Source organism: Auraticoccus monumenti, assembly GCF_900101785.1.
Classification (GTDB): domain Bacteria; phylum Actinomycetota; class Actinomycetes; order Propionibacteriales; family Propionibacteriaceae; genus Auraticoccus; species Auraticoccus monumenti.
This window is the reverse complement of the sequence record NZ_LT629688.1, coordinates 1,486,528-1,500,031: the sequence shown is the minus strand read 5'-3', so window position 1 is coordinate 1,500,031 and position 13,504 is coordinate 1,486,528. Positions and strand designations below refer to the sequence as shown.

Sequence of the window (13,504 nt, the reverse complement as noted above, 5' to 3'; positions counted from 1 at the left end):
GGTACCCGTTCCCGGGCCCGCTCAGCCGTTGGGCAGGATCGACACCTTCACCGACGACCCGCTGGTGTCGGCGACCAGGTCCAGCGCCTGCTGGAAGTCGGCGAGCCCGACCTGGTGGGTGCAGATGTCGGCCACCGGCACGGTCCCGTCCTCCAGCATCTTGATCGCCGCCGGCCAGCAGTAGGGGCCGAGGTGGGCGCCGAGGACGTCGAGCTCCTTGTCGTCGGAGATGATCGACCAGTCCACGGTGACGTCGGAGCCGAAGACGGAGTACTCCACGTAGGTGCCCAGCTTGCGCAGCAGGTTGAGCCCCTGGCCGACGGCCGACGGGTGACCGGTGCCCTCCAGGTAGACGTCGGCGCCGTAGCCGTCGGTGAGCTCCTTGATCTTCGCCACCGCGTCCTCGCGGGCGACGTTGATCACGAGGTCGGCCCCGCAGCGCCGGCCCAGCTCGAGCTTGGCGTCGTCGAGGTCCAGGGCGATCACCAGCTTCGGGTTCTTCTGCCGGGCGCCGAGCACCAGACCGAGACCGATCGGACCGCAGCCGGCGACCACCACGACGTCCTCGAACTTGATCCCGGCGCGCTCGACGGCGTGCAGGGCGCAGGAGAGCGGCTCGGCGTAGGCGGCGTGGTGCGGGGCCAGCTCCTTGGAGACCGGGTGCGCACGGGCCCGGATCGGCACCAGCAGGTACTGGGCCATCGCCCCGTCGAAGTTGCGGAACCCGAACATGTCGTGGGGGCCGCACATCCAGTACTCCCCGCGGCGGCAGTAGCGGCACTCCCCGCAGGGCACGATCTGCTCGCAGACGATCCGGTCCCCCACCCCGACCCCGTGGTGGTCGAAGGCCTTCTGGTCCCCGCTGACCACCTCGCCGACGAACTCGTGGCCGGGGATGCGTCCGCGCTGCACGTAGGCCGGACGGTTCTCGTCGCCCCAGAACTTGGCCGCCCCGTGGTAGCACTTCAGGTCGCTGGCGCAGACCCCCACGGCCTCCACCCTGATCAGCATCTCCCCCGGGCCCGGCACCGGGACGTCGACCTCCTCGAGGCGGTAGTCCTCGGGCCCGTGCACGACCACGGCCTGCATGCGGGTGGGGACGGGCTGGGACATCGCTGACCTCCGGTGGTGGTGCTCGGTTCCTCGGCGTCGAGTCTGGTCCGGACGCCGACCGATGTCAAGAACAGGTGTTCACACTGAACAGATGTTCCGCTAGGGTGCGGGACACGGGCAGGTGAGCAGCAGGAGGGCGGACGTGAGCAGCAGCGGTCGGCCACGCTTCGACCTCGAGCTGATCCACCGGGCCGCCCGGATGTACTACCTCGAGGACGCCACCCAGGCCGCCGTCGCCGCCCGGCTGGACGTCTCCCGGCCCACCGTGAGCCGGCTGCTGGCCGAGGCCCGGCGTACGGGACTGGTCGAGATCACCGTCCACCCGCCCGGACGCGGCGCCGACCTGCCCGATCCCGAGCAGCTCCGCGAGGCGCTCGGCCTGCAGCAGGTCTGGGTGGGCCGGGGAGGCGACGGCGGTCCCGCAGGGCTGCTGCCGGCCCTCGGCGAGGCGCTGCGGACGCTCCGGCTGGACCCCGGTGACGTCCTGCTGGTCTCCTCCGGGCGGACCCTCTACGAGCTGAGCAGCCACCCCCTCCCGCCGCTGCCCGGGGTCCACGTCGTCCCGGCCGTGGGTGGGGTCACCGAGCCCGAGGCCTGGCACCAGACCAACGAGATCACCCGCCGGTTCGCCGAGCAGGTCGGCGGGCTGCCGCACGTGCTGTTCGCCCAGGCGATGCCGTCGGCGCCGATGCGGGCCAGCCTCGGGACCGACCCGGACTTCGTCTCCACCACCCACCTCTGGGGACGGGCCGCCGCCGCACTGGTGGGGGTCGGCGCCCCGCTGGCCACCCGGAGCTCGGTCTCGGCGTTCATCCCCGCCGACGACGCCGGCCTGCGTCGCTCGGTGGGCGACATCTGCCTCAACTTCTACGCCCCCGACGGCTCCGAGGTCGGCTTCCCCGGCAGCGAGCGGATGGTCCGGGTCGGACGCGAGCAGCTGCGCGCCATCCCGTTCACGCTGGCGGTGGCCGCCGGGGAGGACAAGGTGGCCAGCCTGGTCGGTGGCGCCCGCGCCGGGCTGTTCAACCGGCTGGTGACCGACGTCCCCACCGCCCGCCTGGTGCTGGCGGCCCTCGACCGCCGGGCGGACGATCCCGATTAGCCCCGCCCCGTTCCCTGCGCTATAGTTTCGGATCGCTGGCCGGAGACGGCTGGTGATGGTCCAAGCAGCATCTGGGCCTCGTGGCGCAGTTGGTTAGCGCGCCGCCCTGTCACGGCGGAGGTCGCGGGTTCGAGTCCCGTCGAGGTCGCGAGAGCGGTCGAGATCCAATCCACCTGGATCTCGTCCGCTCTTGCTGTCCAGGCCAGGTAGCTCAGTTGGTAGCAGCGTTCGCCTGAAAAGTGAAAGGTCGCCGGTTCGAGCCCGGCCCTGGCCACAGCACGAGAAAGGCCCCCTCCCTTGCGGGAGGGGGCCTTCGTCGTACCCGGGCTCTCAGCCCCTGGACTCAGCCATCTCGTCGTGCTCCTCGGCGACGGCGTCGGTGTCCTTGCCCTCGGCGTCGGCCTTGCGCAGGGCCGCCAGCCGCTCCAGCCGTGCCGGGGTGTCGGCGACGTCACCGACGATGGCCACGGAGTTGCGCGGGAAGCTGAAGTACCGGGTGGCCAGGCTGACCATCGCCTGGATCCGGTTCCGGCCGCCCAGCAGCATGTAGATGTGCAGGCCGACCCAGACCACCCAGGCCGGGAAGCCCTTGAACTTCGGACCCTTCTTGATCTCGACCACGGCGTCGTTGCGCCCGATCGTGGCCATGGTGCCCTTGTCGAAGTACTTGAAGGGCTTCATCGCCTCGCCCTTGGCCAGGGCGACGATGTTGTGGGCCACGTGCTCGCCCTGCTGCATGGCCGGCGGGGCGACCTGCGGCAGCGGCTGGGTCTCGATGATCCCGCCGTCGCCGATCGCGAAGATGCGCTCCTCGCCCTTGGCCATCAGGGTGTCCTCGAGCACGATCCGGCCACCGCGGCCGATCTCGAGGCCCCACTCCCGGACGACGTCGTGACCACCGATGCCGGCGGCCCAGATGACGAGGTCGGCCTGCAGGGTCTCGCCACCCTTGAGGTCGACGCTGTCGGCCTTGACCTCGGCGATGGCGGTGCTGGTGCGCACCTCGACCCCGCGCTTCTCCAGCTCGCGGCGGGTGTACTCACGCAGGTCGGGCTGGAAGGGGCCGAGCAGGTGGTCCATCATCTCGACCAGGATGACCTTGACGCGCTCCTTGTCGATCTCGGGGTAGACCACCGGGATCCCGTAGGTGCGCATCTCGGCCAGCGAGCCGGCCATCTCGACGCCGGTGGGGCCACCGCCGACGACGATGATGGTGAAGCCGCGCGGGTCCTCGGGGTTGGCGGCCAGCCGCTCCATCGAGCCGAAGATGGTGTCGCGGACCTCGATCGCCTGGCGGCGGGTGTACATCGAGCGGGTGTACTGGGCCGCACCCGGGATGCCGAAGTGGTTGGTGGTCACGCCGTTGGCGATCACCAGGTAGTCGTAGTCGACCGGCGGACCGTCGTCGACGATGACCTGGCGCTTCTCGCGGTCGATCCCGGTGACCGTGCCGCGGCGGAAGCGGGCCAGCCGGCGGTGCTGCTTGGCGGCGAAGGCGCGCAGCGAGTAGGTCACGTCACCCGGGTTCAGGCCGCCGGTCGCCACCTGGTAAAGCAGCGGCTGGAAGGTGTTGTAGGGGTGACGGTCGACCAGGGTGACCCGGCAACCGAGCTTGGTCAGCGCCCTCGTCGCCGACACACCTCCGAAACCAGCCCCGATCACCACGACATGGGGTGCAGTGCTCATGGCCCCATTCTTGCTCTTTTCCTCCCCCAGCGCCCACTCGGGTCCCCCGTCCCCGGCGGAGCCGGTGGGCGCGCGCGCCGGATGCAGTGCCGGAAGCGACGAGAATCACACCCCCGGGGTCTCCGAGGCGAAGATGGCCGGTCGCAGCACGGGTCGTGGCGGGGGCGGATCAGCGCGCCGGCGTCGGGGGTGCTGCGTCGGGGAGGTCGGGGGCCGGTGCCGGCACCGGGGACGGGAGCAGGTAGGCCCGGGCCCAGCGCGTCAGCTCTCGGAACACCGTGCTGCGGGCGGGCTCGTCGGAGAGGACCAGGTCGTGGATCCCGCCCTCGATCCGGACCACGGAGACGTGCGGGCCCAGCTGGACGGCCCGCTTGGCGATCTGCTCCACGTCCAGCACGGTGTCGGCCTGCCGCAGCTCGGGGTGCCACGCGCGGCGGAAGTCGCTGCGGCTCGCGCACATCACCAGCACCGGGGCGTCGACGGACAACCCGGCGGCCACCCGCTGATGACCCTGGAGCACCGCCCTCAGCCAGCCGGCGCGGATCGGCGCGGTGGGGCTGGCCTTCCACTGCAGGTCGTAGTCCCACTCCCCCTCCAGGGAGGCGTGCAGGATCCGGGCGTAGTTGCCGCTGTCGGGCAGCGGCAGGGCTGCGGTGGGCAGCCGCTGACCGAGGCCGGAGATGATCGGGGTGCCGAGGGCGCGCAGCATCGGCGCCCCCTGCAGGTCGAGCCAGGGCGAGTTCAGGACCATCCCGTCCAGTCGACCGGGACGCCGGTCGGCCCACATCGCGCCGATCAGGCCGCCGGTGGAGTGCGCCATCAGCGTCACGTGCGGGTGGTCGGCGGTGACCACCTCCATCGCCGCGTCGAGCTCCTCGGCGTAGAGGTCGAGGTCGTTGATCCAGCCCTGCAGCTGGCCGGGGCGGTAGGAGCGCCCGTAGCGGCGCAGGTCCACGGCGTAGAAGGCGAACCCCAGCTCGGCCAGGGCGTCGGCCAGGTGGGTCTGGAAGAAGTAGTCGTTCCAGCCGTGCACGTAGAGCACGGCCCGATCGGTGTCGCGGTCGGCCACCCGGCGGACCAGCGTGGCGACGAGGCCCGCGTCCTCCGGCTCACCCGGCGCGGGGAGCGCGTCGGGCAGCGGGAGGTCACGGGCCTCGTAGCCGGGCAGGACGTCGGCCCGCCAGGAGGCAGTGGTCACCCGCGGGTCACTTCACCCAGCTGACGTTCAGCGGGTACTTGTAGAACTCGCCCCGGTTGGCGGCCATCGCGGCCAGGATGCCGAAGATGATCGCGCAGATGCCCGCCGCGAAGTAGGTGATGAAACCGATGCCCACGGTCATCAGGACCAGGCTGACGACGTAGACGATGGAGATCAGGATGGAGAAGTTCAGCGACTGGGCGGCGTTGGCCCGGATCCACTGAGACCGGTCCTTGTACATCAGGTAGACGATCAGCGGGCCGATGAAGCCGGTGACGATCATCCCCACGTGGGTCAGCGTCCCCCACAGCTTCTCCTCGTCCGGTCGCACCGGGACCTGACCGGGCGCCACACCACCAGCGGGCACCGCGCCCGGGTACGGCCCGGGCTGGGCCTGCTGCCCGTACCCCTGGCCCGCCCACTGCTGGCCGTAGCCGTCGGCGCTGGGCTGGGACTGAGGGTGACCGTACGGGCCGACGCTCGGCTGGGACTGCGGCTGGCCGTAGGGGCTCGCGCTCGGCTGGGACTGAGGGTGACCGTACGGGCCGGCGCTCGGCTGGGACTGCGGCTGGCCGTAGGGGTTGGCGCTGGGCTGCGACCACGGCTGCTGCTGGGCGTACGGCCCGGCGCCCGGCTGGGGCTGCGACCAGCCACCGCCGTCGGCAGCCATCGAGCCGGCGCCGGTCTGCGGGGAGTAGGAGGCCCCGGCGGAGGGCTCACCGCCCACCGTGGGCGCGTACGGGTCGGCGGCCGGGGACTGGTCCGACGTCCCGTAGGAGCCCTGCTCGGCGGTCGCACCCGGCGTCCCACCCTGCTCGCCGGCCGGCGACCACTCCGAGCCGCCGGACGACGACGCCCCGCTGCTGGGAGTCCCGTAGGAGGGGGTGGAGTACGTGGGGCCCTGGTAGCCCTGCGGCGACCCCTCCGAGGGCGCGCCGGGAGCACCCGGCTCAGGCAGCTCCCACGCCCGCTCGGCGGAGTCAGGACTGTGCGGCTGACGAGGGCCCTGCGGGGCGTGGGGATCGCTCATGGCAGCAGGCTAGCAACCAGACGGTCCCCCGCACCCGACTCAACCGGACTGACGGTAGCCGGTGGCGTCGTCGTCGTCCTCGACGTCGTACTTGCCGGCCAGATCTGCGTAGGGGTCGGGGACCTCAGGGATCTCGTGGTGGTGCTCGTCCTCTGAGCTGCCCCGGAGCTCGCGCTCCAGGGACGTGAAGTCCGTGTCCATCGTCCGGTACTTCAGCTCCCGGGCAACCTTGGTCTGCTTTGCCTTCGCACGGCCGCGCCCCATATGGGTCGACCCCCTCGCATCGTCAGTACGCGGAACGAGCCGCGGCTCTGTGTGGTCATGTCGTGCCGCTCAATCTACCTGAGCGGACCAGAGGCGCAAAGCAGGTACGCGCCGGGGGCTCAGCGGTGCTCGCCCCGCACCTCGACGCGCCCACCCGGGCGGTCCTCGACACGGCCGCACACCCACGCCTGCACACCACGTCCGGCGAGCGTGGCGAGGGCCTGGTCCACCGACCCGGGGGCCACCACGGCCACCATCCCGACCCCCATGTTCAGGGTGGCCTCGACGTCCTCGGTGCCCAGCCCGCCCAGCTCGCGCAGGACCTGGAAGACCGCCGGCGGTGTCCAGCTGGAGCGCTCCACCACGGCGGTGACGTTCCCGGGCATCACCCGGGCCAGGTTGTTGGCCAGCCCGCCGCCGGTGACGTGGCTCATCACGCGCACCTCGCTGGTGCGGATCAGCTCCAGGCAGTCCAGGGCGTAGATGCGGGTGGGCTCGAGCAGCTCCTCGCCGACGGTGCGGGAGAACTCGGGCACGTCGCGGTCCAGCGACCAGCCGGCCCCCGCCACCACGGAGCGGACCAGGGAGTAGCCGTTGGAGTGCAGCCCCGAGGAGGCCATCGCCACCAGCGCGTCGCCGGGACGGACCAGCTCGGCCCCCAGCATCGCGTCCTTCTCCACCACACCGGTGGTCGCGCCGGCCACGTCGTAGGCGTCGGGCTCGAGCAGCCCCGGGTGCTCGGCGGTCTCCCCGCCCAGCAGCGAGGCGCCGGCCAGCACGCAGGCGTCGGCGATGCCGGCCACCACGTCGGCGATCCGCTCCGGCACCAGCCGGCCGCAGGCGATGTAGTCGGTGACGAAGAGGGGCTCGGCGCCGCAGACCACCAGGTCGTCGACCAGCATCCCGACCAGGTCGTGGCCGATGGTGGTGTGCACGTCCATGGCCTGGGCGATGGCGACCTTGGTGCCGACGCCGTCGGTGGAGGTGGCGAGCACCGGGTGGCGGTAGCGGGCCAGCGCGGAGGCGTCGAAGAGCCCGGCGAAGCCCCCCAGCCCACCGATCACCTCGGGGCGCCGGGAGCGGGCGACCGAGGCCTTCATCAGCTCCACGGCGCGGTCACCGGCCTCGATGTCCACCCCCGCGCGGGCGTAGGCGGAGATCTGCGGGGCGGTCATCTCAGGCCTCCACGGGCTGGGGTCGACGCTCGGTCGGGGTCGCTGCGGGCTCGTCGAGGTCCAGGGCGGGCTGGGTGCCGGCGTCGATGGCGTGCCGGCCGGTGCGCTCCGACAGCGGGATCTCCACCGGGTAGACCCCGTCGAAGCAGGCACGGCAGAGGTTCTCCTTGGGCAGCGCGGTCGCGCCGACCAGACCGTCCAGGGAGATGTAGCCGAGCGAGTCCGCGTCGATCGAGCGGCAGATCTCGTCCACCCCGAGGCCGTTGGCGATCAGCTGGGCCCGGCTGGCGAAGTCGATGCCGTAGAAGCAGGGCCAGCGCACCGGCGGGGAGGAGATCCGCACGTGAACCTCCGCGGCCCCCGCCTCGCGGAGCATCCGCACCAGGGCCCGCTGGGTGTTGCCGCGGACGATCGAGTCGTCCACCACCACCAGCCGCTTGCCGGCGATCACGTCGCGCAGCGGGTTGAGCTTGAGCCGGATGCCGAGCTGGCGGATGGTCTGGCTGGGCTGGATGAACGTCCGACCGACGTAGGCGTTCTTGACCAGGCCCTGGCCGTAGGGGATGCCGGAGGCCTCGGCGTAGCCGATCGCCGCCGGGGTGCCGGACTCCGGCACCGGGATCACCAGGTCGGCCTCGACCGGGAACTCCCCCGCCAGCCGGCGCCCGATCTCGACCCGGGTGGAGTGCACCCGCCGGTCGCTGATGGTGGTGTCGGGGCGGGCGAGGTAGACGTACTCGAAGAGGCAGCCCTTGGGGTCGGGCTTGGCGAAGTGGCGGCTGCGCAGGCCGTCGCGGTCGATGGCGATCAGCTCACCGGGCTCGATCTCGCGGACGAAGGAGGCCCCGACGATGTCCAGGGCGGCGGTCTCGCTGGCCACCACCCAGCCCTTCTCCAGCCGTCCCAGCACCAGCGGGCGGATGCCCTGCGGGTCGCGGGCGGCGTAGATGGTGTCGTTGTCCATGAAGACCAGGCAGAAGGCGCCACGCAGGCGGGGCAGGACCTCCATCGCGGCGTCCTCAATGCTGAGGTCCTCGAAGGTGGCCAGCAGCGCGGTGACCAGCGAGGTGTCGTTGGTGGAGTCCATCGCCACCTTGTGGCTGACCGGCTGGGCGCCGGGGCGCTCGGCCAGCCAGGACTCCAGCTCGTCGGCGTTGGTCAGGTTGCCGTTGTGGCCCAGCGCCAGCCCGCCGGTGGCGGTGGGGCGGAAGGTCGGCTGGGCGTTCTGCCAGACGCTGGCCCCGGTGGTGGAGTAGCGGGTGTGGCCGACGGCGACGTCGCCACGCAGCGAGGCCAGGGTCGCCTCGTCGAAGACCTGGCTGACCAGACCCATGTCCTTGTAGACCATGATCTGGGAGCCGTTGCTGACCGCGATGCCGGCGGACTCCTGGCCGCGGTGCTGCAGGGCGTAGAGGGCGTAGAAGGTCAGCTTGGCGACCTCCTCACCAGGAGCCCAGACACCGAAGACGCCGCAGGCGTCCTGGGGTCCGCGGTCCTGCGGGTCGATGTCGTGGTTCAGACGGCCGTCGGGGCGGGGCACGGACCCAGCCTAACGGTTCTCCCCCGCCGGCTCCTCCTCCAGCGCGTCGCCCACCAGCGCCAGGTTCTGGATCGCGGCCAGCCCGTACTGGGCCGCGCCGTTGGTGCTGACGGGCAGCACCTCCTCCACCACCTCGGCCACCAGGGGCCCGTCGACGGTCGTGCGCGCCCACTCCTCGCGCTGCATCGGGTTGGTGTTGAGCACGTCGCCGCGGTCGTGGACGAAGGTCGACCAGGCCAGCCGGGCCAGCTCGGCGTCGCCGGTGCGGTGCGCCGCCCAGGCCGCCAGCCGGCTGTGCGCCTGCGGCAGCGAGATGCCCGGGAGCGGACGTCCCACGGCCGCCTGCTGGGCCTCGGGACCGGCCAGGTACAGCCGGCAGTAGGTCAGCCAGGCCTGCTCGAAGCCCGGGGCCTCCTCCGGGGTGCCGACGGTGAGGGAGACGAGCTCGGAGCAGATCTCGACCAGCCCGAACACCGCCGACAGGTGCGAGACGCTGATCCGGTCCCGGCTGGTGTCGAAGCGCCCGGTGGCGAGGTCGAGCAGCGCCTCCCCGGTCAGGAAGCCCTGCGGCAGCGCACCGATGTCGGCCATGGTGCCCAGCAGCCGGTCCCGGGCCCGCTCGTCGCCGTGGCGCTCCCAGCGGGTCAGCCAGGCCGCGGCCAGCGCGCCCCAGTCGGTGCCCAGCCCGACCGCCAGCGCCGACGGGTCGGGGGTGTAGGCGTCGGTGCGGACCTTGCGGGTCGGGTCGATGGCGGTGAAGGTGCGCTCGGGCTCGGCCAGCTCGTCGAGCAGGTCGCCGGTGCGCTCGTCGGCGGTGAGGTAGTAGAGGAAGCGGCGGTAGGCGGCGCTGGAGATCCGCAGCTGCTTGGCGCTGCACCCCCAGTGCTGGACGTTGTGCCGCGTCCCCAGGCCCTTCCACCGCCCGGCGTGGTAGACGTCCACCTCACCGGTGTGGCGGGTCATGGCCTCGGCGAACCGGAAGACGTCGGCCCGTCCGGTGCGCAGGAAGGAGTACCAGAGCCACAGGTCCGGGCTCAGCTCGGAGTTGTCCCAGGCGTAGCCGCCGACGTCGTAGCGCCACTGGTGGCGGTCGGGGTCGTAGGTGTGCATGACGTCGCCGAAGTCCCAGAACCCGTACCAGCGGCGCTGCTCCTGCTGACCCCGGTAGAAGTCCAGGAGCAGGTCCAGACGGTCCTCCACGGCCGCCCGGGCCGGCGTGCTGCGGTCCGGCAGCGACCAGTCGCCCAGGACGCCGGCGGCCTGCCACCGCTCCGGGTCGCAGACCAGCAGGGCCGGGTCCTCCAGCACCGCGGCGTGCTCGGCCAGCTCCTCCGCGCGGGGGGTGCTGGCGTGGGCACGGAGGGTGAGCTCGTGGGTGCGGGCGATGCCGTGGGCGTCGCCGAAGCCGGGCTCGTGGTCCTCGTAGGTGATCTCCAGGGCCTCCAGCTGGCTGGCGAAGTCCTCCTGGCCGAGGCCGTCGTGGTAGAACCGCAGGTCCATCACCGGGGCCGAGGGCGACCACATCCAGACGGTGGCGTCGGCCGTCTCCCCGGCCGCGCCGCGGACGTCGAGGCGGGTGGGGTGCTGCTGCCAGAAGTGCCGCAGCCCGAACCCGAGGCCGCCGCCGGGCCCGCCGAGGTAGCCGTAGCCCGCCGACCGGCGTCCGGAGGGGATGGTCACCCAGGCGTGACCGGACCCGGTCCGCTTGGCCAGCCGGTAGCCGTCGGCGGTGGTCTGGTCCAGGGTCCAGTCCTCCCAGGCGGGGACCAGCCCCAGCCGGCTCGACACCTCCGGCGCCCACTCCTGCGTCGGCGGGCAGGGCCGCCCCTCGACCTGGGCCCGGCGGACGTGCTCACCGGGGTCGCGGCGCAGACCCGTGATCCCGCGGACGGCCTCGGTCAGGAAGCCGACAGCGCCGTCCTCGCGCGCGGTCCCGGCCAGCCGGACGTGGCGGTCGTGCAGGGCGTCCCGCATCGGCACCGCCGCGCGCAGACCGAGCCCGGCGAGGAAGTCCTGCTCGGCGTCGCCGTCCCAGACCAGGGAGTGCACCACCCGCAGCTCCTCGGAGCCGGCGGAGAAGACCAGCCGCACGGTGAAGGAGAGCCACGGACCGCGGCCGCCCCGGGACGCCCCGGCGTCGGGTCCCTGGTGGCGACCGGTGACCCGGAGCACGGCCCGGACCGGTCCGTCCTGCTCGACGACGACCTCCTCGGCCGTGCCGCGCAGCTCCTCCCGGACCACACCGCCGCCGCTGTCGGGGGTGGGCTCGCCCTGCCAGAGGCTGACCAGCTCGACGGGGCCCACCACCTGGCGGTCATCGCGCTCGGCACCGGAGACGACCACCGGCCCGGAGGTGGGGACCGTCCAGCGCACGGGGCCGGTGTCGACCACCAGCGCTCCGCCGCGCTCGACGACCGAGACCACCGGCGCGGTCGGGGCCACCGGCGCCTGCTCCGGCGTCGGGCTCAGGGTGTAGCGGTCGGCGGGGTCGTCGCTGGCGGGGGTGGCGTGGGCGGACCACTTGACGCTGCCGTCGGGCCAGCGGGCGGTGACCCAGCTCTGCAGCGGCACCGCGGAACCGTCCGGGCGGGTGAGGGTGAAGCCGTCGTCGGCCGCGACCGTGCCCCGCGCCCAGGGCACGCCCCAGGTGACGGCCTGGGAGCGGGGGCGGGTCAGCCAGCGGAGGGGGGTCGCGGTCACGGTGTCTCCTGGGGTTCGAGCTCGTCCCACCCCTGGACCAGTGCGGCGGCGACCAGCTCGGCCACCTGCACGGCCCCGGTGAAGGAGAAGTGGGTGTCGTCGGCGCACCCGTCGGGCCAGAGCGGGGAGCCCGGCGGCAGGTGGGTGAAGAGCGCGGCCGAGCCGTCCTCGCCCAGCCGCTGGTAGAGCGCGGTGGTGGCGGCGGTGAGGTCGATGCACGACAGACCGAGACGGGTGGCCAGGCCGCGGACGGCCCGGGGGTGGTCGCCGTGGGTGCTCTGCTGCACCCCGTCGACCCAGCGCCGTCGCTCCACCGGTGTGCAGAGCACCGGGCTGGCACCGGCGGCGAGGACCTCCGCGCAGGCCCGTTCGAGCAGCTCGGTGTAGCCGGCGCCGGCGGCCAGGTGCTGCTGCTTCTGGTCGTTGTGCCCGAACTGGAGCACCACGACGTCACCGGCGCGCAGCTCGGCCAGCAGCGCCGCCCAGAGGCCCTCGTCCCGGTGGCTCTCGGTGGTGGCGCCGCCCTTGGCCGTGTTGAGCACGTGCACCGGACGCGGGTCCTGGTCGGCCCGGGCGGCGCGGGCGCCCAGGGCCGCGTTGAGCGGGGCCGCGAGGTGCGGGCCCCACCCCGACATCGGCGTCTCGTGCGCCGGGCAGGCGGCCACGGTCGAGTCCCCGGCCAGCAGCACCCGGACCGGGTCGGTCGTCGGGCTCACCCCTTGACCGAGCCGATCAGCATGCCCTTGGCGAAGTGCTTCTGCAGGAAGGGGTAGATCAGCAGGATCGGCACCGTGCCCACCACGACGGTGGCGAACTTCACGCCCTGCTCCGGCGGGATGTAGGCCGGGTCGAGCTGACCGAGGGTGGAGGCCAGGTCGGCCGACACCGTCACCTGGCGGATGAACATCTGCAGCGTCCACTTGCTGGAGTCGTCGATGTAGAGCAGCGGGGACATGAAGTCGTTCCAGATGCCGACGGCGTAGAACAGCCCGAAGGTGGCCAGGATCGGCTTGGAGAGCGGGAGCACGATCCGGAAGAAGACCCCCAGCTCGGAGCAGCCGTCGATGCGCCCGGCCTCCTGCAGCTCCTCGGGGAGCTCCTGGAAGAAGTTCTTGATGATCACCAGGTAGAAGGGGCTGATCGCCAGCGGCAGGATCAGCGACCAGTAGGAGTTCAGCAGCCCCAGCTCGCGCACGATCAGGAACGTCGGGATCATCCCTCCGCCGAACACCATCGTGAAGATCACCAGGTTCAGCACCAGGTTGCGTCCGGGCAGCGCCCGGTTGGCCAGCGGGTAGGCCATCGTGGCGGTCAGCGCCAGCTGCACCAGCGTCCCCACCGCGGTCACCCCGATGGTGACCAGCAGGCTCCGCAGGAAGGTGCCGGTGGAGAAGATGTAGGCGTAGCTGGACAGGTCGACGTCGTTCGGCCACAGGAAGAACGGCCGCGAGGCGAGCTCGGCCTCCCCCGCGAAGGACCCGGCGATGACGTAGATGAACGGCAGCACGGTGATCACCCCCAGGGCCACCAGCACCAGCAGGTTCACCCCGTCGAAGACCCGCGAGCCGAGCGGCTCCTGCTGCCTGCGGCCGCGACCCGGCGACCGGGTGGGTGTGCCCTCCTGATGCTCGCGCTCGAGGGCGGCGGGCACGACGTCGGCGCGGACGTCGTCGGTGTTCGTCACGACGCGCTCCTT

At 72.4% G+C, this 13,504-nt stretch carries 11 protein-coding genes and 2 tRNA genes; 3 read left to right on the top strand and 10 right to left on the bottom strand.

Annotated features, from left to right (window positions below; translation table 11 throughout):
• Window positions 1-21 precede the first annotated feature (21 nt).
• Window positions 22-1,113 carry an alcohol dehydrogenase catalytic domain-containing protein gene (locus BLT52_RS06870; protein ID WP_090591845.1) on the bottom strand — a complete coding sequence of 364 codons (1,092 nt, stop codon included), beginning with the start codon at window positions 1,111-1,113 and terminating at the stop codon, window positions 22-24.
• A 142-nt stretch (window positions 1,114-1,255) separates the two neighbouring features.
• On the opposite strand from BLT52_RS06870, the gene BLT52_RS06865 reads away from it, so the two are divergent.
• The 3 genes from BLT52_RS06865 (at window position 1,256) to BLT52_RS06855 (ending at window position 2,489) form a co-directional block, all read left to right on the top strand.
• Complete coding sequence (locus BLT52_RS06865) at window positions 1,256-2,215, top strand: sugar-binding transcriptional regulator (RefSeq protein WP_197679229.1); 960 nt, start codon at window positions 1,256-1,258, stop codon at window positions 2,213-2,215.
• A gap of 74 nt (window positions 2,216-2,289) precedes the next feature.
• A tRNA-Asp gene (locus BLT52_RS06860) sits at window positions 2,290-2,363 on the top strand.
• A 52-nt stretch (window positions 2,364-2,415) separates the two neighbouring features.
• Window positions 2,416-2,489, top strand: a tRNA-Phe gene (locus BLT52_RS06855).
• Window positions 2,490-2,545: 56 nt separating this feature from the next.
• On the opposite strand, the gene BLT52_RS06850 is transcribed toward BLT52_RS06855, so the two are convergent.
• The 9 genes from BLT52_RS06850 to BLT52_RS06810 all read right to left on the bottom strand — a co-directional run bounded on the left by BLT52_RS06850 (window position 2,546) and on the right by BLT52_RS06810 (window position 13,492).
• Window positions 2,546-3,901 (bottom strand): NAD(P)/FAD-dependent oxidoreductase, encoded by a 1,356-nt coding sequence (locus BLT52_RS06850; protein ID WP_090591842.1) that lies wholly within the window; start codon window positions 3,899-3,901, stop codon window positions 2,546-2,548.
• Window positions 3,902-4,070: 169 nt separating this feature from the next.
• Window positions 4,071-5,099, bottom strand: a complete 1,029-nt coding sequence (locus BLT52_RS06845) for an alpha/beta hydrolase (RefSeq protein WP_090591841.1) — start codon at window positions 5,097-5,099, stop codon at window positions 4,071-4,073.
• A 7-nt stretch (window positions 5,100-5,106) separates the two neighbouring features.
• Window positions 5,107-6,129, bottom strand: coding sequence for a DUF4870 domain-containing protein (locus BLT52_RS06840; protein ID WP_090591838.1), 1,023 nt, complete (start codon window positions 6,127-6,129; stop codon window positions 5,107-5,109).
• Between the two features lie 39 nt (window positions 6,130-6,168).
• Window positions 6,169-6,393, bottom strand: a complete 225-nt coding sequence (locus BLT52_RS06835) for a DUF3073 domain-containing protein (protein WP_090591837.1) — start codon at window positions 6,391-6,393, stop codon at window positions 6,169-6,171.
• A gap of 119 nt (window positions 6,394-6,512) precedes the next feature.
• Complete coding sequence (gene purM, locus BLT52_RS06830; protein WP_090591834.1) at window positions 6,513-7,568, bottom strand: phosphoribosylformylglycinamidine cyclo-ligase; 1,056 nt, start codon at window positions 7,566-7,568, stop codon at window positions 6,513-6,515.
• Window position 7,569: 1 nt separating this feature from the next.
• Window positions 7,570-9,108: an amidophosphoribosyltransferase gene (gene purF / locus BLT52_RS06825; protein WP_090591833.1), complete on the bottom strand. Its 1,539-nt coding sequence runs from the start codon at window positions 9,106-9,108 to the stop codon at window positions 7,570-7,572.
• Between the two features lie 9 nt (window positions 9,109-9,117).
• Window positions 9,118-11,808: an exo-rhamnogalacturonan lyase family protein gene (locus BLT52_RS06820; RefSeq protein ID WP_090591830.1), complete on the bottom strand. Its 2,691-nt coding sequence runs from the start codon at window positions 11,806-11,808 to the stop codon at window positions 9,118-9,120.
• Window positions 11,805-12,524, bottom strand: coding sequence for a rhamnogalacturonan acetylesterase (locus BLT52_RS06815; protein ID WP_197679228.1), 720 nt, complete (start codon window positions 12,522-12,524; stop codon window positions 11,805-11,807). Before BLT52_RS06815 ends, BLT52_RS06820 begins: the two co-directional genes overlap by 4 nt.
• Complete coding sequence (locus tag BLT52_RS06810; RefSeq protein WP_231946538.1) at window positions 12,521-13,492, bottom strand: carbohydrate ABC transporter permease; 972 nt, start codon at window positions 13,490-13,492, stop codon at window positions 12,521-12,523. Before BLT52_RS06810 ends, BLT52_RS06815 begins: the two co-directional genes overlap by 4 nt.
• Window positions 13,493-13,504 lie beyond the last annotated feature (12 nt).